We start from the raw sequence: 17,583 nt of genomic DNA, 5'->3' as shown, positions 1-17,583 counted from the left end.
GCCGCGGGCGCAAGCTCCGGGGTCTGATTCAATGCTGACCCCGTGAGGTCCTAATGGCGCCTTGGCAGACTCGTATGCAATTCGCCCCGTGCTGCTGGACTGCTGCCGCCCTCTTAGTCTCTTTGACGACTCTGTCAGGCTGCGAGAGCTTTCGTGTGATGGACTGCGCAACAACCGATTGGGAGGCCCGGGGGGCCGCCGACGGGGCTGCGGGCGCCGACCCGGCTGTGCTGAGGCGCTACCGGTCCGTATGCGAGCGCCAGGGCGCTGATGTGGATCTCGTGGCTTACCGCGTTGGGACCGCGGCGGGCCTGCGCCGGTACTGTGTGGTGCAGACCGCCTTCGCCTTAGGTGCAGAGGGCGCTGAGCTGTTCAGGGGATGCCCCGAGGACCTCGCCGACGTTTTCACGCAAGCCTACGCGGACGGGCGACAAGCCTACGAGGCCGAGCAGGTGGCGCAGTCGCTGGGCCAGCAAATACGCTACAAGCGGCAAGAGCTCGATGCTGTTGAGGTCGACTTGGAGGCTGCCCAGATCAAGGTGCGTGCAGCCGGGCTGACGCTGGCGGAGCGGGCCGACTGGCTCGCCACGGGCAACGGATTGGTTCGCCAGCGGCAGCTACTGGAGCGCGAACTTGCGGACCTTCAGGGCCAGTTGACCACCACCCAGTCGCTTCTCGTGCAGGCGGCGCAAGGCGACCCGGCTGATTGATGAGCCGCTGGCCCTTCACGTCCCGGTAAGCACGCTCGCGATGCGATTGACGGCTTCGCGCAGCACGTCGACGCTAGTCGCGTAGGACACGCGCACGTGACCGGGCGCGCCGAAGGCAGATCCCGGCACCACCGCCACACCGGCATGCTCGATCAAGCGCTCGCAAAGACCGATATCATCTTCGATTCCGGCCAGACCCGCGATCGCCTCGCGAAAGTCAGCGAAGGCGTAGAAGGCGCCGCCGTTGGGTTCGCAGGCTACGCCGGGTAGGCCATCGAGGGCGTGCACGACGAAGTCGTGGCGCTCCTTAAACGCCCGACACATGGCCTTAACGCAGCCGAGTCCGCCCTCCAGCGCTGCCACTGCAGCCGCCTGAGAGATTGAGCTGGGCCCGGACGTCGACTGTCCCTGAACCTTGACCATTGCGCGTACGAGGGTCGCAGGGCCGGCAGCGTAGCCGATGCGCCAACCGGTCATTGCGTACGCCTTCGAGACGCCGTTCACGACAAGCGTGCGGTCGGCGAGGGCAGGGCATGTGTTCAGAATGTTCTTGAACGGTTCGTCGGCCCAACGGATGTGCTCGTACAGGTCATCGGTCAACACGGCCACCTTAGGGTGGCGCAGCAGCACCTCGGCGAGGGCGGCGAGCTCCGCCTCGCTGTACACCGCCCCGGTGGGATTGGAAGGGCTGTTCAGCACGAGTAGACGGGTTCGCGGCGTGATCGCGCGTTGCAGTTGCGCGGGAGTGATGCGGAAGCCCGCCTCGGGACCTGCGGCAATGATCACCGGCTCGGCGTCCGCCAGTAGCGCCATGTCCGGATAGGACACCCAGTACGGTGCCGGGATGATCACCTCGTCGCCGGGGTCGAGTAGCGCCTGGAAACAGTTGTAGATCGCTTGCTTGCCGCCGCTGCTCACCGCAATCTCGTCGCGCGAATACCTGAGCGTATTCTCGCGCACAAACTTAGCGATGATCGCGTCCTTGAGCGCTCGCGTGCCGTCGACGGCGGTGTACTTGGTGTCGCCGCTTGCGATCGCTTCGGTCGCCGCTTTCTTGACGTGCGCAGGGGTGTCAAAATCCGGCTCTCCCGCGCCGAGACCGATCACGTCGCGCCCCTCGGCCCGCATCGCGGCCGCCTTGGCCGTGACCACGACCGTTTGCGACGGCTTCGCGCGCGCAACGCGCGCCGACAGCTCGATTCCCATATGGCGATCCCCGATTCGCTGCCCCAGAGAGGCCCGATGGTAGAGCAAGTACGAGACGACCCCAATGGACGCGCTCGCGGTGTGGCTGCGGACGATCCACGTCACCGGCACCTGGATGTGGCGGTGGCGCCCTACCGGCTCACGGGCAAGCGCTTCGACCTAGCCGCCACCTACGAGCCCGCGGGCGATCAACCGGCGGCGATCACCGAGCTTGTGGAGGGGGTCGATGCGGGGCTTGCGCGCCAGACCCTGTTGGGCGTGACCGGTTCCGGCAAGACCTTCACCGTGGCCAACGTAATCCACGCGGTGCAGCGCCCGACCCTGATCCTCGCGCACAACAAGACGCTGGCGGCGCAGCTCTATGGCGAAATGCGCGACTTCTTCCCCAACAACGCGGTTGAGTACTTCGTCTCCTATTACGACTACTACCAACCGGAAGCGTACGTGCCCGCGTCGGACACTTACATCGAGAAGGACGCTTCGATCAACCAGCACATCGAGCAGATGCGCCTGTCTGCGACCAAGGCCCTGCTCGAGCGACCGGACGCGATCATCGTCGCTACCGTCTCGGCGATCTACGGTCTCGGCGACCCAGGCTTGTACTTAGGGATGGTGTTGCACCTCGTGCGAGGCGACACGATCGATCAGCGTGAGATCCTGCGGCGGCTAGCGGAGATGCAGTACACGCGCAACGAGGTGGAGCTGCGGCAGGGGACCTACCGGGTGCGCGGCGATGTGATCGATGTCTTTCCGGCGGAATCCGAGCTTCAGGCCGTTCGCGTAGAGCTATTTGACGATGAGATCGATTCGCTCGCGTTCTTCGATCCGCTAACGGGCGAAGTGCTGCGTAAGGTACCGCGGCTCACGATTTACCCCAAAACCCACTACGTCACCCCCCGCGATGTGCTGCTGCAGGCGGTGGACAAGATAAAGGTCGAGCTGCGCGAGCGCTTGAACCAGCTCTACGACGCCAACAAGCTGGTCGAGGCGCAGCGCCTAGAGCAGCGCACCATGTTCGACATCGAGATGATCAACGAGCTCGGCTACTGCTCGGGGATCGAGAACTACTCACGTTACCTTTCAGGGCGCGAGGCGGGACAAGCACCCCCTACGCTATTCGACTATCTGCCCGCGGATGCGCTGCTGATCGTGGACGAGTCGCACGTGACCATTCCGCAGCTGGGCGCCATGTTTCGCGGCGACCGTTCGCGAAAGGAGACCCTCGTCGAGTACGGGTTCCGGCTACCCTCAGCGCTCGACAATCGGCCGCTCAGGTTTGACGAGTGGGAGCAATTGGCGCCGCAGATGCTGTTCGTTTCGGCGACGCCGGGCCCTTACGAGAAGGCCAACGCGGATCAAACCGTCGAGCAAGTGGTCCGACCGACCGGGTTAATCGATCCGGTCATCGACGTTCGCCCGGTGGCCAGCCAGGTGGACGACGTCCTGTCGGAGATCAATCAGCGCGCAGCGGTGGAACAACGCGTTCTGATCACCACGCTCACCAAGCGAATGGCGGAGGATCTCACCGAGTACCTGAGCGAGCACGGCGTGCGTGTGCGCTACCTGCACTCCGACATCGACACGGTGGAGCGCACTGAGATCATTCGCGATCTGCGTCTAGGCAAGTTCGACGTGCTCGTCGGCATCAACTTGCTGCGCGAGGGTTTGGATATGCCGGAGGTGTCGCTGGTGGCGATTCTCGACGCAGATAAGGAGGGCTTTTTGCGCTCGGAGGGCTCGTTGATCCAGACGATCGGCCGTGCGGCGCGCAACGTCGACGGCAAAGCGATTCTCTACGCCGACAAGATGACCGGCTCCATGGCCCGCGCGATCGAGGAAACGGAGCGACGGCGTGAGAAACAGGTCGAGTTCAACAAGGCAAATTCGATTACGCCGCAAACCGTACGCAAGGCGGTAGCCGACATCATGGAGGGGGCTTACCCAGGGGGCGGGCGTGGCCGGGATCGCCGGCGCGGTGGGAAGGAAGCCAACGACAAGTACGCCAAGATGGCGCCGGAGCAGTTGGCAAAGGAGATCGACAAGCTCGAGAAGCAGATGCTCAAGCACGCCCGCGAGCTGGAGTTCGAAGAAGCCGCGAAACTGCGTGATCAGATCGATCGCATGTCCAAGTCCGGTCTGGGCCTGCAGCCGGGGCCGGGCGGCTAGCACTCAACGCGATCCCATCTCCTTGTGCAGTGCACTCATCCTTGAATGCCTCAGGAGGCGTATTTTTGGTTCTCCAGGCTAACTGCAGTACCCTCCTTAGCGCACCACACATTTTCGGACACAAGCCCTAAAACGGCTCGAGAAATGGCGGCCTGAGGGCCGTCTGCACCGCTGTTCGTACGGGTTATTACGTATGTGGAATCCGGCTTTCCGTGCTGATGGAGTTGGATCAGGGCGCCATATCATCGGCAACGCATAACCATCCATGTGGGAGGGATCATGGGATCAAGACAACACGATGTGACGGTGCGTGGCGGGCTCGGCCTGCTGGCAGTTAGCATCTTCGCCTGCTCAGCGCAGGCCGCAGCACCCGTTACCGACTCGGCCATCGTGACCGACGCCGACACGACGGGGGACGTCGTCAGCTACGGAATGGGCACGAGAGGACAACGCTACAGCCCCCTCACGCAGATCAACTCCAACAACGTCGGGGGCATGGTGCCGGCCTGGGCTTTCTCCTTCGGAGGTGAAAAGCAGCGCGGTCAGGAGTCTCAGCCCCTGGTCCACGACGGCAAGATCTTCGTCACTGGTTCTTACTCGCGGCTATTCGCAATCGATGCCCGTACCGGTGAGGAACTGTGGCAGTACGAGCATCGTCTGCCCGATGGAATCCTGCCCTGCTGCGATGTGGTGAACCGTGGCGCGGGTCTCTACGACGACCTGGTGATCTTCGGCACCCTGGACGCGCAGATCGTCGCCCTCAACCAGGACACCGGTAAGGTGGTCTGGAAAGAGCGCATCGACGACTACAAGGCAGGCTACTCGCAGACGGCAGCCCCGTTGATCGTCAAGGGCATGGTCATCACCGGTGTGTCCGGCGGTGAGTTCGGCATCGTCGGGCGTGTGGAAGCGCGCGACGCCAAGACCGGCAAGATGGTCTGGAGTCGTCCTACCGTCGAGGGCCACATGGGCTACTTGAACGGTGAGGAGAACGGCATCAGCGGCGGCGCGGCCAACAAGACCTGGCCGGGCGATCTCTGGAAGACCGGCGGTGCGGCCACCTGGAACGGCGGCACCTACGATCCTGACGTTGACCTGATCTTCTTTGGCGCTGGCAACCCGGCACCGTGGAACGCTCACATGCGTCCGGGTGACAACCTGTTCTCCACCTCCACCGTGGCGATCGATCCGGACGACGGCAAGATCAAGTGGCACTTTCAGTACACCCCGAACGACGGTTGGGATTACGACGGTGTGAACGAGACGGTCTCCTTCGACTACAAGAAGCGCCGCAAGACCATCAAGGCCGCTGGCCACGCAGACCGCAACGGCTTCTTCTACGTGCTCAATCGCAAGAACGGAAAGCTCCTGAATGCCTTCCCGTTCGTCGATCGCGTGGACTGGGCCGAGGGCATCGACCTGAAGACGGGTCGTCCCATCGAGACGGGCCTGCGCCCGGGAGATCCCGCCGATAGCGCTGACGGTAAGAAGGGTAAGGATGTGTTCGTCGCACCTTCTTTCCTTGGCGGCAAGAACTGGATGCCGATGGCCTACAGCCCTGACACCGGTTACTTCTACGTGCCGACCAACGAGTGGGGCATGGACATTTGGAACGAGCCAGTCGCCTACAAGCGTGGGGCTGCGTACCTAGGCGCTGGCTTCACCATCAAGCCTGTATTCGACGACTACATCGGCGCCCTGCGCGCCTTTGATCCCGTGACCGGCGAGAAGGTGTGGGAAGCGAAGAACCAGGCGCCTCTGTGGGGTGGTGTGATGAGCACCGCGGGCAATCTAGTGTTCACCGGTACGCCCGAGGGCTACCTGAAGGCCTTCGACGCCAAGACGGGTGAGGAGCTGTGGAAGTTCCAGACCGGTTCCGGCGTGGTTGGCTCGCCGATCACTTGGGAGATGGACGGTGACCAGTACGTGGCGGTGGCCTCGGGCTGGGGTGGTGCCGTGCCCCTGTGGGGTGGCGACGTGGCGAAGACGGTCAAGTACTTGAACCAGGGCGGTAGCCTGTGGGTGTTCAAGCTACCCTCGACGGTCCGCGCTGCTAGCAGCAACTGAGTGAAGCGATGTGAGTTGCACCGGGAGGCAGAGCCTTCCGGTGCGCTCACGACCAAAGAAGTCTGTGGGAAATGGGGCCCTTTGGGTTGCTCGCAAGGCGACTCGGGGCAAGCAAGAGGATGATGAAGATCATGAAGCGTAAGGCTGCAGCATTCACCGCGGGGGCGGTCGCGGTCGCGGCCCTGACAACCGTGGCGTTCGGGCACGGCGACGTCACGCCGCAAGCTGTCGACACCTCCCATCTGCCCCAACTGGGTGAGGAGTGGCTCGAAGCAAACCCCTTCGAGGGCAACGAGGCGGCGATTGAACTCGGCTCCTCTGCCTACAATCAGAACTGCGCGCGCTGTCATGGCCTGGGCGCTGTAAGCGGCGGAATCGCGCCGGATCTTCGCGAGTTGCCGGGGGACGCCGAGGGCGATGAATGGTTCATCTACCGAGCGCGTAACGGAGCCATTCGCAACGGCATCACCTACATGCCGAAATTCGAGGGCATCCTCAGTCAAGAGGCCCTGTGGTCGATTCGAGCCTGGCTCGTGACCAAGGCTGTGGAGAGCTAACGCCTTGCTTCGTTTCAGTGTAACCCTGCAAGCCCTGGCCATCGCCGGGGTTTGCGCGTTTTGGGGGCTGGCGAGCATCGGCCAGGAATTACCGGCCACGCAGCGTCCGGGGGAACTGTCGGTCGCCGTGTACGCCGAATATCCGCCGTTCTCCTCACGCGATCCAAAGGGCCGGCTGGTGGGTATCGATGTGGATATCGCTCGCGCTCTAGCCGAAAGATTAGGTATGCGTCTGTCCCTGCGTGAGCAGGGGGCGGACGAGTCCGTCGAGGATGACCTGCGCAACGCTGTCTGGAAGGGCCACTACCTCGGGGGAGGTACCGCCGATGTGATGCTGCACGTGCCAATCGACCCCGTGTTCGCCATGCGCAACGACCAGGTGGCGTTCGTCGCCCCCTACTATCGTGAGCACGTGCTGATGGCTTTTCGCGAGGACAAGGTGGAGGGTGGCGAGCTCACGCCAAGCAGCCTGTTGTCCCTGACCGTCGGTGTGGAGATTGACACGCTGCCCGACACCTTCCTGCTCAGCACTATGGAAGGGCGACTACGTGACCAGGTTCGCCACTACCGCACGTTGCCGATCGCTGTCGAGGCGCTACTCGCGGGCGAGGTGGATGCGGTGGTGGGCAACGCGGTGGAAGTGCAGTCCTTCGCCGCCCAGAAGCCCGGCATTGGTCTTTCGCGCGTGGCCCTACCGGGCCTACGTACGACCCAGTGGGACCTAGGTGCTGCCGTCAAGGCCAATGCTGGGGATGATCTGGGAGCGCGTCTGAATGAGGCGATGATGGGGTTGCAGCAATCCGGTACGCTCGATGAGATATTCCGTCGCTACGGCGCTGATCGCGTCGCCGCAGGCATCACGCCGCGCTAGGCTGTGGGCGCCGCGTGGCGAAGTGAAGCTCGCTCTGCCGCCCTGGTGGTTCTGACTAGACTGCAGGTGCCTTTGATGGATGGACTCACCCGTATGCCCTACGCGCTCTCACTCCTCATGTCGTTGCTGGCGGGCTCGCTCGCCCTAGCGGAGATCGCGCCCCAATCCTCGCCCGTCGACCCCTTGCGATCGCCGATGTGGACCGTGATGCACGAGCGGGTGCTCGAAGGCCTGCCATACGTCTTCGATGAGCGCGTGCAGGTGCTGGCGCCATCCGCCGCCGAGAACCCGGCCAATGTGCCTGTGATGGTACGGGTGGCTGAGCTGCCCGACGTTCAGCGCATGGTGGTATTCACTGACCTGAACCCCATCCAAAAGGTGCTCGAATACCTCCCAGAGCGCTTAAGTGCCTCGATAGGCCTGCGCCTGAAGCTCGAGCAGGCGAGCCCCGTCCGCGCGGCCGTGCTCACCAACGAGGGGGTGTGGCACGTAGGTGGCGTCTGGGTGGATGCCGCTGGGGGTGGGTGCACGGCGCCAAGCAACGGACGCGCGCAGGGCAACTGGGCGGAGACCCTGGGCGACATCAGCTACCGCACCTGGGGCGAAGAGGACCGTCTGCGGCGTTTGCGCGTGCGCGTGATGCACCCAATGGACACGGGACTGGCGCCAGGCATCCCGGCGTTCTACATCGAACGGTTGGAGCTGCACGATGAGGAGGGCGAGCTGCTCGGGCGCTTGCTCACCTATGAGCCCATCAGCGAGAACCCCTTCTTCACCCTAGACTTCGGCGAGGGAGAGCGGGCCGTTCGCGTCGTCCGCCTGAGCGGGCGGGATATCAACGGCAACCGCTTCGAGCAGACGATCGAGTGATGGAGGAGCGAGGGATGCGTCACGTGGGCGTTCTCCTGTGCGCGCTGGCGGCCGCCGGGACGAGCGAAGCCGCCGATCGCTACGGTTACGAGCTAGAAGCGCAGCGGATCGCCGAGGGCACTTACCTGGTCTCCGGTGAGCTCGAGCACTTCACGATGGCGAACGGGGGGCGAATCGCTAACTTGGCGTTCATCAGTGCGAGCATTGGCACGGTCGTGATTGATACGGGTACATCGCTCGAGCACGGCAAGGCCTTGCGCGAGCTGATTGAGCAGACCGTGGACTCGCCGATCGTGCGCGTGTTCAACACCCATCAACATCCGGACCATGTGCTCGGCAACGCCGCCTTCGCCGATATCCCGATCGAGGCGCTACCCGCCACCCGCGAGAGCATGCGCGCCAATGGCAATGCGATTTTAGACGGCGTGTATCGCATGCTGGGCCCCTGGATGCGGGGCACGGAGCTGCATCTGCCAAGCGCGGACGCAACACCACGCACCATGGAGCTCGGCGACCACGAGCTCGAGATTCTGGCCTTCGGGGGACACACGGAGGGAGACTTGGTGATCTACGATCGCACGACTGGTGTCCTGTTCTGCGGTGACCTCTGCTTCCACCAACGGGCGCCTACTACACCCGATGCAGATATCGAGCGCTGGTTAGCGACGCTGGAGGAGCTCGAGGCGCTCGGTGCCAAGCAGATCGTTCCTGGGCATGGTCCGGTCATCGGTGCCGAGAGCGGTGCTCTGCGTCTCAATGCCGAGTACCTGCGTTGGCTCGACGCGCTGGTGCGCGACGCCGTGGCGGAGGGACGCCTCATGCCCGAGCTGATGGAGCAGCCCATGCCCTCCCGATTCACACCACTCGCGACGCCGAGGGCGGAGTACACCCGCTCCATCATGCACCTCTATCCGCAGTACGAAGAGGCCTTGTTCGGTGCGCCTGAGCGGACAGGGGACGGTCAGCGGTAGCCGATCAGCTCGTACTGGATCGAGCCGCCTTCGAAGATCTCTGCCTCTAGGGGCTCCTCCCGTAGGAGCTTCACCAAGCCAACGCCAGGGGCGTACCACTCCGTTTGCGTAATCGGCACGGTGATGAACCCCTGTCTCGCATCGCCGTAGAGCTCGATGGAGCCCTCCCCCACCACGCGCAGGCAATTCTCGAAGCGACCTGCCGGCGTCGTTACGACATCGTTCGTGGCCTCGATCATCATTGTGAGCGCGATCGAGTACTGGGAGGATAGGTATCCACCTAGGGGAACGGTTCGGCGTAAGGCAAAGGGATGGGTCGAGACTTGCCAAGTGCTGCCCACCTTGGGCGGCGTGGGAAGAACCGGTCGGGCGGGCACGTCGCGCTGCGCCTCGAGCTCAGTCGCATTGCGAAGGCCGATGCGCTCGACACCCGTATCGCTGCGGGTGAAATGGTATTCGTTGCCCAGCGTATCGAAGCGACGAAACACCTTGCCGTCCACCCCGTCGACCTTGATCGGTCTCAGGGTGCGCACCTCGTGCACGCGCAGGCCCGCGGGCGGCCTTGGGGCTCCTTCCACGTCGACGCGATAGCGCCATTCGTGCCCTGGCTGCAGCGGGAAGTAGTCGTCAGGCGCCACCGCGCGAGTGCATGCGGTGAGAGTGATGCCCATGAGGGCCAGCGCGGGCAGCCGTCGCAGTAAGCGCGCTCTGATCATTTCTCGGGCAGCGCCGGGTCGGGCACATCGTAGAACTCGATGAGCTGCTGGTCGGGCGCCAGCCGTACCGCGCCGACGTTGGTACGACGGCCGTCCTCGACGATGCGGCGTCCCATCTGCAAGCGGCCTTGGCCCATGCGTCGCTCTGCCGCTTCGATCGATTGGTGAAGCTCCGTGTCGTAGGGTAACCCGTAGGCCCGGGGATGCATGTCGGGTCCGTCGTCGGTCACGGTGACCACCCACAGGTCGATTCCCCCTGAGCTGTTGCTCTTCTCGTCCGGCTCGCGCACCCAGGAGCTCAGCAGTAAAAATCGCTCCGGCAGCACCTGAGCCGCGGGCCAGCCAGTCACCTGACGCCAGCCCTGATAGCTGGCCACGCAGAAACCGAACACCAGCACGGAGACGGCCGCCTTCATCCACAGGGCCTGGCTCCCGCGCAGCCATACGCTCACTAGGATCGCGAGGATGACGGCGTAGGCCAAAGCCAAGGTGACGATGAGGCCGCTCATCAAAAGGTATCCACGGACACCAGCGCCTTCGCCAGCGTGTTGATGTTGCTCACCTCGCCCTGGCTATCGAGGGTGAATCGTACGGCGGTACGTTCCTCCCCCTTGTCCCTGAGCGTTACCTCCTCGTAGTAGAGGATCTCTAGCACGGGGTTGACCCGCGCCACCCTTACGTTGACGTCCACGGGGTTGCCAGTCTCCGAATCGTAGTAATGCAGGTTGACCACGTACTCCCCCTGCGTCCACCCGCGCAGCGTCACAACTTCCTGGTTAAGGGGGTTGATGACTTCTTGGCCGTCGACGAGCATCTGGTCGTTGCTGATGCCGCGGTCGTCGCGGTCCAGGTGCATGAAGCCGGCGGAGGGGTTGTTGAACCAAATGACGTTGCCTGTCGGGTCCTCGACCCACATGTCCACGTCGTCGGGCAGGTTATCGCCCCAGGTGGCCGAGATCAGGTACTCCGCCTTGATGTCGATGCGGCCTTGCTCCGTGGGTGGGTGCAGGAAGATTAGGGCCACGATGAACAGGAACGTGAACGCTAGCAGGGCGTTAAACAGCAGATCCGTGAATGGATCCTGCTCAGCCGGCAGGGGACGCAGGCGCTGGCGCACTGGCGGCGAACCCCTCCTTCAAGTCGCGTTCGGCGAAGAACACCGTATCCGACACCAGGCGCCGGGCGCCGAAGTCGAGCCACAGGTACTGCACGCTCAGGACGGCGCTGACGACCAGACCGACCAGGGTAGTGTTCAAGGCGACGCCCATGCCCTGGGTCATCTCCGATAGCAGCGATTGCACGGTGGAGAATTCGATCGAGTCGATCACCACCGCGCTGCGCAACATGAGGATAAATCCGATGACCGTTCCGAGCAGACCCAGGCGGATGCTGAGGTTGGTGAGAAACCAGCCGAACTCGTAGGGCGCATGCACGCGGTCGTTGAAGACGTCCGTGAGGTTCTGCGATGACTCCTCAGCGCCGCGCCCGGCCGCCAGGGCGACGGCGCCGAGGTAGGCGTGCACTAGCGAGGTCGTTCCTGTACCCGGCGCACCTAGGGCGAGCAGGGGCGCGGCGTCACGGTCACGCTCGAAGCGCACCGCGAGATCGTCGATGACATCCAACTCGCGAGAGAGTGTGGCCGCGCGCCAGGCACCGTGCAGGAGGCCCCCCAACAGCAGCAGCAAAATGAGGATGCTGAGGCGGGTGATATCGCCTTGCACAAGGCGGGCAACGAGGCCGAGCTCAGCGGCCAGGTACGTGCCGAAGGCGACTAGGGCGGCGAAGACGAGCCATTGGGTGAAGAGAAGGCCGCGGGGCCAGCGGGCGGACATGAATCGCTAATCTGACGGCATGCGTGAACCAAACGGAAGCTGCAGATTATCAGTGGACACTCGGGCGGGTAAACTCGCCCCCTGATGGGGTTGCCGGGCGCGGAGAGAGTGGCCCCAACCGACACGTCGTTCGTAGGAGAGAATCGCGATGCGTTTGATTGGCTTGTTTGCCGCAGTGGCCTTGGCGGCGTGTGTGAGTGCCACGCAGGCGGCGGAGCATCCTGAGGATCCCATCTACCAGCGCTCCGTGATGGCCGACCAGGCCGCGGCCTACGACGCCGTCTATCACTCGTTGGAGGAAAGCCGCTTCTGGGTCATCGCCGAGCCCAATATTGGCAAGTCACTCGCCAAGAACGAGGAGCGCTGGGGCGAGAACTACAATCGCAACGGCTACGAGGCTATCCGCAGCCTGGTGTTCTGTAGCCCCTGGTACGCCAATGAGCTCAGTAACCTCGATCCGAGGGCGCTCGCTATGTGCCCTTTCAGCGCCACCATGCTGTATCGAGAAGGACAGGCGACGGTGCTGTTCGAGCGGCCGACAACGGTGGTGACTGAAGGGCCCGCTAAGGAACTCGTGGCGCGCCTTGAAGCGGCCGTGGTGGAGGCGCTCGATCGGGCGATAGCGGAGTTGTCCGCGGGAGAAGGTCACGCCGATAGCGAGCCGGCAGCGGACTAATACATATACTAGGTTAGGGTAGAGCGTAGGGGCACGGTCCCGCCTTCATGAGGCGGACTTCCTCGCAAGGCACCACGAGTGCCTAGGCGGCGCCGGATTTGCCGCGGTAAGTACGATCGGTCGACCTGAGCTAAACGAGCGGCGCGACCGGTGGCGGTGGAGCCGCAATTGGCGACAAGCGGGCGACCGGTGGTATCTTCACCCCGCTTCCAGCCGTGGCAAGCCCCGAAAGGGCTGCTCCCATCCGGCGATCGCCGCCACCGACCAACCTCGGATATCGCCATGTTGATGCGCTTTGCCGGTCAGCACCCCTTTATCTTCGTCGCTAACACAAAGGCGGCGTCGACCTCTATCGAGCAGTCTCGCCTAAGTGCCATTGCGGACATCCGCGTCACGGTCGCGGCGGTCGGCAAGCACATGCCGCTAGAGTCTGTACTGAGCCGCTTCGCCTTCGTCTGGGAGCAGCGACCCTTCGAGGACTTCCTGTCCTTCGCCGTCATGCGTGACCCGCTCGACTGGGTGAGCAGCTGGTATCGCTTCCACTCACGCCCGGAACTCGCCGCGCCGGGCGCTCGGGGGCAGGAACAGCACGCCGGTGGCCTCACTTTCGATGAGTATTGGGAGCGCAATCGCGAGGGACACCACTTGCAACCGCAGGCCCGTCGGCTGGAGGTGGCAGGTGCGGCGGCGTCTCTGACCTATCTGGCGACCTACGAGACCCTACGGACGGACCTGGACCTCCTCGCTGAGGTACTGGCGCTGCCATCGTTGCGCGTCGGCGTGCTCAACCGATCGAAGGAGCGGCGCGCGAAGGCCGCCGCGCCCACCCCCCACACGCTCCAGCAAATCCGGGAACACTATCAGCGTGACTACGAGCTGATCGGCGAACGCGAGGTGCGCAATGCGGCGGGTCTTGAGCGTTACGCCGCGCGCGATCGGGCCTCGGCCCTAGCGCTCAGTGCCACGGCGCTGCCCACGAGCACGGTGGAGGCGCTGCGATGGCGGGTGCTGTCGCTGCGCAATGCGTTGCTGTCGGCGATTTTCCCGAGACGCTAGGCAAGGGGAGGACTCAGGAGATGGTAGGCGCGGCTGGGATCGAACCAGCGACCACCACCATGTCAAGGTAGCGCTCGGTCATCGCATTTCCACTCCGTTCAGTCACTTAAGGACCACTCGCTTTTCGTGGGGTAGATTCGGGGTCGCTATTCGCCAGTTGGCCGCTCACGGCCTGGTGAAATTCGCTCAACGCGGCCACCAGCTCCGCCATGTGATCCGGGTTAGCGAAGATGTATGCATCGTTCGCACTCCCCTGGCGATGCCCTAGCAGCCACTCCCACTGCACCATCGGCACGGCGCGAGCGGCCGCCCACATGGCCAGGGTATGGCGGAAGTTCTTGGCCAGCAACGTCGCCGGCAGATCCGCGCGCCGCCGCGCGTTGCCCCACATGGTCTTGACCGACGCGATGGGGGCATCGCTCTCGCCGGCCGGGTCATCGTCGACCAGGTAGCGCTTACCGCGCCGCAGAGCCAGGAGAGCGTCGCGCGCCTGTGCCGTCAGCGGCAGGACCTCGCGCCGCTTGCGCGTCTGGCGCACGCCAGGCGGCAGGGTGTCCAGCACCCGCCCGCGGAGATCCAGCTGCGCCGGCGTCGCCAGGCGCGCGGCCTCGCACCGGCTACCGCATAGCAGCAGCCACACGTAGACCCGGCCGTGGTTTGGGAGCTGCTCAAGCATCGCCCCCACCTGCTCAGGCGCCCACAGCTCGACCTTCGCACGGGGCGGCTGGGGGATGGTGATCGTGATGGGCACGCGGCGCGCCAGGCGCTGGCGGCGGTAGGCGTAGTTCTGGGCCGCGCTCAGGTCGGTGACGCAGCGGGCGGCCGTGCTCGGCGCCATGCGGCTCGGGTCGCGCCAAGCCTTCTCGATCGCGCGCTGCCGGTCGTCGTCGAGGTCGCCGAAGGTCAGGCCATCCAGGTCGAGGTGTATCCCGCGCGCGCCGTGCACGCGGTACCACAGGTTGCCCGCTTCCTTCGTCGAGCAGTTCGGCTGTACGTGCTGCTCCTGGTACTCCACGAGCGCCCTCATGATGTCGTAGTCTCCGAGCTCTTCGGCGGGCTGGACCCCAGCCGCGATTTCGGCTTGCGTGCGATCAGCTTCTGCCTTGGTCTCGCACGTGATCTTGCGGCGCTTGTGGTCCGGGCCCTCACGCCAGTGGACGCGCCACCGCTTGCCGTCGGGGTGGCGGCGGACGCTAACGGTGTAGTCTCTACGGCGGGGCATCTCGTGCTCTCTGCGTACGCTTCTAGATCGGCCATCGTGTAGTAGGGCTGTCGCGCGATGCGGTTGTGTGCGATCTGCCTTTCCCGGGTGCGCCGATCGAATGTCCTAAGCGACAACGGCGGCTTGTTTCCCTCACCGGCCGGCGCATCCGGATCGTATTCCGGATCGATGAGGCAGCACAGGGTGCGCCAGGCGGCTTCGCGGCGCATCATTTGGCTGGTTCTCCACAGTGTCGCGCGGCGACCGCCCGAGCGCGATCAAGCTCACGCACGACCACCTGCACAGCCTCCTCGGCCGCCCGGACGCGCTCGTCTGCGCTGGTCTCGTCCGCTAGCTTCCGCAGCTTTTCAGCCAAGAACCTCACGCTCCAGATATCCTTTGGTGGCTCTTGACCCATGGCGACGGCGATCTCGCCTGCCTCCCGTAGAATCCCTCGCTTGCAATGCTCGTAGTTGTCCTTGAGTCGCTTCTTGTAGTCCTCGTGCTCGGCAGCGGCCCGCTCAGCGCGCCACTTGATCGTGTCCGGCTCCCTGAGCGCCTCGGCGATCTCGCACCCCAACAATTCGCGCTTCTTGAGGTCTTCGTTAAGCCGACTGACGTACTTCGCGCGATGGGTGTGGCGCTCTCGATTCACGCCATCGATCAGCATCTTGAGAGCGAACCGGTTGCACCACTCCGGGCGATCACCGATCGCAGGCTTGCGCCTGGTGGACCAGGCTCGCTCACTTCGCACCATGAGCCCGGCCCGAGGCGGCAGGAGTTTCAGCGCCGCGGCGCTTAGCTCTCGCGGGACGGCAAACACAAGCGCGCTGGAGAACTTCAGGTAGCCCAGCGCCTTTCCCTCGGTGATGTCTTTTCGTAGATCCTGAAGCGACACCTTGATCTCATACGCGACTGGCTTCGGGTTCGTGTAGCTCTTCTGCATAGCGAAGACATCGGGGCGAGGGCTTCCGGCTGGGCCCATTTGCATGTCCGTCCACACCATCCGCTCGGGGCGGCTGAGGTGTGACGCGAGGTCATCGGCGAGCGCGTCGTGTCGCCACGCCTCGTTCACTGACTCTGCCGCCAGGCGGGTCGTCATGCGCGCATCGTCCCGCGGTCGCGCAGCTCGCCGAGCAGCGTCTCCAGATCAGACGAGACGGTGGCTGCGGCATCCGCTGCTTGCTCAAGCAACATCGCAGCTCCCTTCGCCTGGTGCTGGAGTTGTTGGACCCGGTCGTACAGATCGCTGCGCTGATCAGCGCCCAAGCGCCACTCCTCTTCAACGCGGGTGGCGAGTTCGGCCAACATGGCCTCGCGCTGCTCACCATCAGCACACAAGATGTGGCGCTGCAGCTCGTTGACGTTGTAGTGCGAGTAGCTCACGGGTTACTCCTTGCTTCGAAGCCCAAAGCCACCAACCCCCGCGGCCCCAGCCCGCCCCTACGCGCACGCTTAGGCGGCGCAGCCTCCCACGGGAACCGCTGCGTGCCGCGGAGCATGCGCAGGATTCCGGAGGTCTGCAGGCAGGCGGCGCACTGGCAGCCGCGGACGTGGGGCTTCACCACTCACCTCCGGCCGTATCGGCTTCACCGAACGTGCACGGCCCGCACATGCCAGTCAGCGGAACGATTGGGCTTTGCCCGCAGTTCTCGCATTGACCGCTCCAGTCGGGCTCCATGACGCCCTCGTCGTCTTCGAGCTCGTCGGTATTGCTGCTCATTCGCCGTCACCGGGCACGAGGCGGATGAGGGCGTAGCGAAGCCAGCCCTTGCCCACGTGCTCGCCCGATGGGTAGTACCGAGGTCTACCTACATTCGAGTTGCAATCGTACGCATGCACCACGCACCCCTCCGGCACTACCTCGCACGGCCGCTCGCGCGTCGTGAGCACGGTCTGCGGCTCGGGTGGCGGTGGGCACAACACGTCTGCGGCCTTCCGGTAGCGCTGGACTGTTTCCCAGTCGCTGATCCAATTCGCGTGATACCGGAGGGCCTCGGCTGCTACCTTCATCGCTTCATCTTTGGTCATGGTCATGGCCTCACGTGAACAGGACATATCCGCTCTCAGCTCCTACTTCGAATGCCTTCTTGAACTGGCGATAGGTCGCGCAGAATCGCTCATCATCGATGGCCGATAACTTGTGCTCGTGCTCGGCGAACTGCCTGGCAAGAGTGGCGCAAGCCTTAGGGCCTACCACTCCGTCACAGTCTGTGAAGCAGATGAGCGAGATGAAAGGAAGCTCTGGGTCTGGATCAAGCCAAACGCGGTTTATCGCTTTCGTCGTGACCATTCCGCAAAGCTGCTCGCGCCATCGGTTGTAGCTGCCGTACGAGCCAGCGTCGAAGTGACCCTTCTGACCTGGCATGTACCACCCGGTCTTGAGGTCTGCCGCGACTTCGGGAAAGTCCGGATTTGCTCTGATCCAATCCATGCCGACTTCGCCGCAGCCCGAGTCATAGTCGGAGTTACCAGAGAACCAGGCTTGCGCGCAGTAACGGATATCTAGGCCCATGATCTACCCCTTGTCGTCGTCGCTGCCCGGCTCGCGCTCGGGTGGGGCGTCAAGGATCTCGCCGGTAGCGGGGTCCATGTTGTCGAGCATCCCCAGCGCACCCGCCACCGCCACGCGGTCGTCTTCGTCAGCGGTCACCACCTGCGCGCTACCCTTGGGAGTCTCGACG

Annotated in this window: 20 protein-coding genes; 9 read left to right on the top strand and 11 right to left on the bottom strand. The window is 64.1% G+C overall.

Annotated features, from left to right (window positions below; all coding sequences use genetic code 11):
* Window positions 1–158 precede the first annotated feature (158 nt).
* Window positions 159–710, top strand: coding sequence for a DUF2799 domain-containing protein (locus AAGA68_25060; protein MEM9388346.1), 552 nt, complete (start codon window positions 159–161; stop codon window positions 708–710).
* A gap of 15 nt (window positions 711–725) precedes the next feature.
* Here the strand turns inward: AAGA68_25060 and AAGA68_25055 are convergent, their stop codons facing one another.
* A complete protein-coding gene (locus AAGA68_25055) occupies window positions 726–1,916 on the bottom strand; it encodes a pyridoxal phosphate-dependent aminotransferase (protein MEM9388345.1) in 1,191 nt (396 codons plus the stop codon).
* A 36-nt stretch (window positions 1,917–1,952) separates the two neighbouring features.
* Between AAGA68_25055 and uvrB the strand changes: the two genes are divergently transcribed.
* The 6 genes from uvrB (at window position 1,953) to AAGA68_25025 (ending at window position 9,418) form a co-directional block, all read left to right on the top strand.
* Window positions 1,953–4,082 carry an excinuclease ABC subunit UvrB gene (gene uvrB, locus AAGA68_25050; GenBank protein MEM9388344.1) on the top strand — a complete coding sequence of 710 codons (2,130 nt, stop codon included), beginning with the start codon at window positions 1,953–1,955 and terminating at the stop codon, window positions 4,080–4,082.
* Window positions 4,083–4,361: 279 nt separating this feature from the next.
* Window positions 4,362–6,149: a PQQ-dependent methanol/ethanol family dehydrogenase gene (locus AAGA68_25045; GenBank protein MEM9388343.1), complete on the top strand. Its 1,788-nt coding sequence runs from the start codon at window positions 4,362–4,364 to the stop codon at window positions 6,147–6,149.
* Between the two features lie 131 nt (window positions 6,150–6,280).
* Complete coding sequence (gene pedF, locus AAGA68_25040) at window positions 6,281–6,706, top strand: cytochrome c-550 PedF (GenBank protein MEM9388342.1); 426 nt, start codon at window positions 6,281–6,283, stop codon at window positions 6,704–6,706.
* Window positions 6,707–6,710: 4 nt separating this feature from the next.
* On the top strand, window positions 6,711–7,577 hold the full coding sequence (locus tag AAGA68_25035) for a transporter substrate-binding domain-containing protein (GenBank protein ID MEM9388341.1): 867 nt from the start codon (window positions 6,711–6,713) through the stop codon (window positions 7,575–7,577).
* Between the two features lie 75 nt (window positions 7,578–7,652).
* On the top strand, window positions 7,653–8,447 hold the full coding sequence (locus AAGA68_25030; GenBank protein ID MEM9388340.1) for a quinoprotein dehydrogenase-associated SoxYZ-like carrier: 795 nt from the start codon (window positions 7,653–7,655) through the stop codon (window positions 8,445–8,447).
* Window positions 8,448–8,461: 14 nt separating this feature from the next.
* Window positions 8,462–9,418, top strand: coding sequence for a quinoprotein relay system zinc metallohydrolase 1 (locus tag AAGA68_25025; GenBank protein ID MEM9388339.1), 957 nt, complete (start codon window positions 8,462–8,464; stop codon window positions 9,416–9,418).
* Here AAGA68_25025 and AAGA68_25020 read toward each other — a convergent pair.
* Genes AAGA68_25020 through AAGA68_25005 form a run of 4 tightly spaced genes read right to left on the bottom strand, consistent with a single transcriptional unit; the run spans window position 9,409 to window position 11,966 of the window.
* A complete protein-coding gene (locus AAGA68_25020) occupies window positions 9,409–10,134 on the bottom strand; it encodes a hypothetical protein (protein ID MEM9388338.1) in 726 nt (241 codons plus the stop codon). The two genes, AAGA68_25025 and AAGA68_25020, sit on opposite strands and share 10 nt — an antisense overlap.
* On the bottom strand, window positions 10,131–10,643 hold the full coding sequence (locus tag AAGA68_25015; GenBank protein MEM9388337.1) for a hypothetical protein: 513 nt from the start codon (window positions 10,641–10,643) through the stop codon (window positions 10,131–10,133). Before AAGA68_25015 ends, AAGA68_25020 begins: the two co-directional genes overlap by 4 nt.
* On the bottom strand, window positions 10,643–11,251 hold the full coding sequence (locus AAGA68_25010; protein ID MEM9388336.1) for a hypothetical protein: 609 nt from the start codon (window positions 11,249–11,251) through the stop codon (window positions 10,643–10,645). Before AAGA68_25010 ends, AAGA68_25015 begins: the two co-directional genes overlap by 1 nt.
* A complete protein-coding gene (locus AAGA68_25005; protein MEM9388335.1) occupies window positions 11,220–11,966 on the bottom strand; it encodes a MotA/TolQ/ExbB proton channel family protein in 747 nt (248 codons plus the stop codon). Before AAGA68_25005 ends, AAGA68_25010 begins: the two co-directional genes overlap by 32 nt.
* A 148-nt stretch (window positions 11,967–12,114) precedes the next feature.
* Between AAGA68_25005 and AAGA68_25000 the strand changes: the two genes are divergently transcribed.
* A complete protein-coding gene (locus tag AAGA68_25000; GenBank protein ID MEM9388334.1) occupies window positions 12,115–12,642 on the top strand; it encodes a hypothetical protein in 528 nt (175 codons plus the stop codon).
* Window positions 12,643–12,924: 282 nt separating this feature from the next.
* Window positions 12,925–13,698 (top strand): sulfotransferase family 2 domain-containing protein, encoded by a 774-nt coding sequence (locus tag AAGA68_24995; GenBank protein ID MEM9388333.1) that lies wholly within the window; start codon window positions 12,925–12,927, stop codon window positions 13,696–13,698.
* Window positions 13,699–13,804: 106 nt separating this feature from the next.
* On the opposite strand, the gene AAGA68_24990 is transcribed toward AAGA68_24995, so the two are convergent.
* From AAGA68_24990 to AAGA68_24965, 6 genes are all read right to left on the bottom strand, one after another.
* On the bottom strand, window positions 13,805–14,920 hold the full coding sequence (locus tag AAGA68_24990) for a hypothetical protein (protein MEM9388332.1): 1,116 nt from the start codon (window positions 14,918–14,920) through the stop codon (window positions 13,805–13,807).
* Between the two features lie 208 nt (window positions 14,921–15,128).
* On the bottom strand, window positions 15,129–16,001 hold the full coding sequence (locus AAGA68_24985; protein ID MEM9388331.1) for a hypothetical protein: 873 nt from the start codon (window positions 15,999–16,001) through the stop codon (window positions 15,129–15,131).
* Window positions 15,998–16,285 (bottom strand): hypothetical protein, encoded by a 288-nt coding sequence (locus tag AAGA68_24980; protein MEM9388330.1) that lies wholly within the window; start codon window positions 16,283–16,285, stop codon window positions 15,998–16,000. The genes AAGA68_24985 and AAGA68_24980 overlap by 4 nt, the downstream gene beginning before the upstream one ends.
* 175 nt (window positions 16,286–16,460) lie before the next feature.
* The gene (locus tag AAGA68_24975; GenBank protein MEM9388329.1) at window positions 16,461–16,622 is read right to left on the bottom strand and encodes a hypothetical protein; all 162 of its coding nucleotides are present in this window, start codon (window positions 16,620–16,622) and stop codon (window positions 16,461–16,463) included.
* Window positions 16,619–16,957: a hypothetical protein gene (locus AAGA68_24970; protein MEM9388328.1), complete on the bottom strand. Its 339-nt coding sequence runs from the start codon at window positions 16,955–16,957 to the stop codon at window positions 16,619–16,621. The genes AAGA68_24975 and AAGA68_24970 overlap by 4 nt, the downstream gene beginning before the upstream one ends.
* A complete protein-coding gene (locus AAGA68_24965) occupies window positions 16,941–17,414 on the bottom strand; it encodes a hypothetical protein (protein ID MEM9388327.1) in 474 nt (157 codons plus the stop codon). The genes AAGA68_24970 and AAGA68_24965 overlap by 17 nt, the downstream gene beginning before the upstream one ends.
* Window positions 17,415–17,583 lie beyond the last annotated feature (169 nt).

Source organism: Pseudomonadota bacterium, assembly GCA_039193195.1.
Classification (GTDB): Bacteria; Pseudomonadota; Gammaproteobacteria; order Steroidobacterales; family JBCBZW01; genus JBCBZW01.
This window is presented reverse-complemented; position numbering and strand designations above follow the sequence as displayed.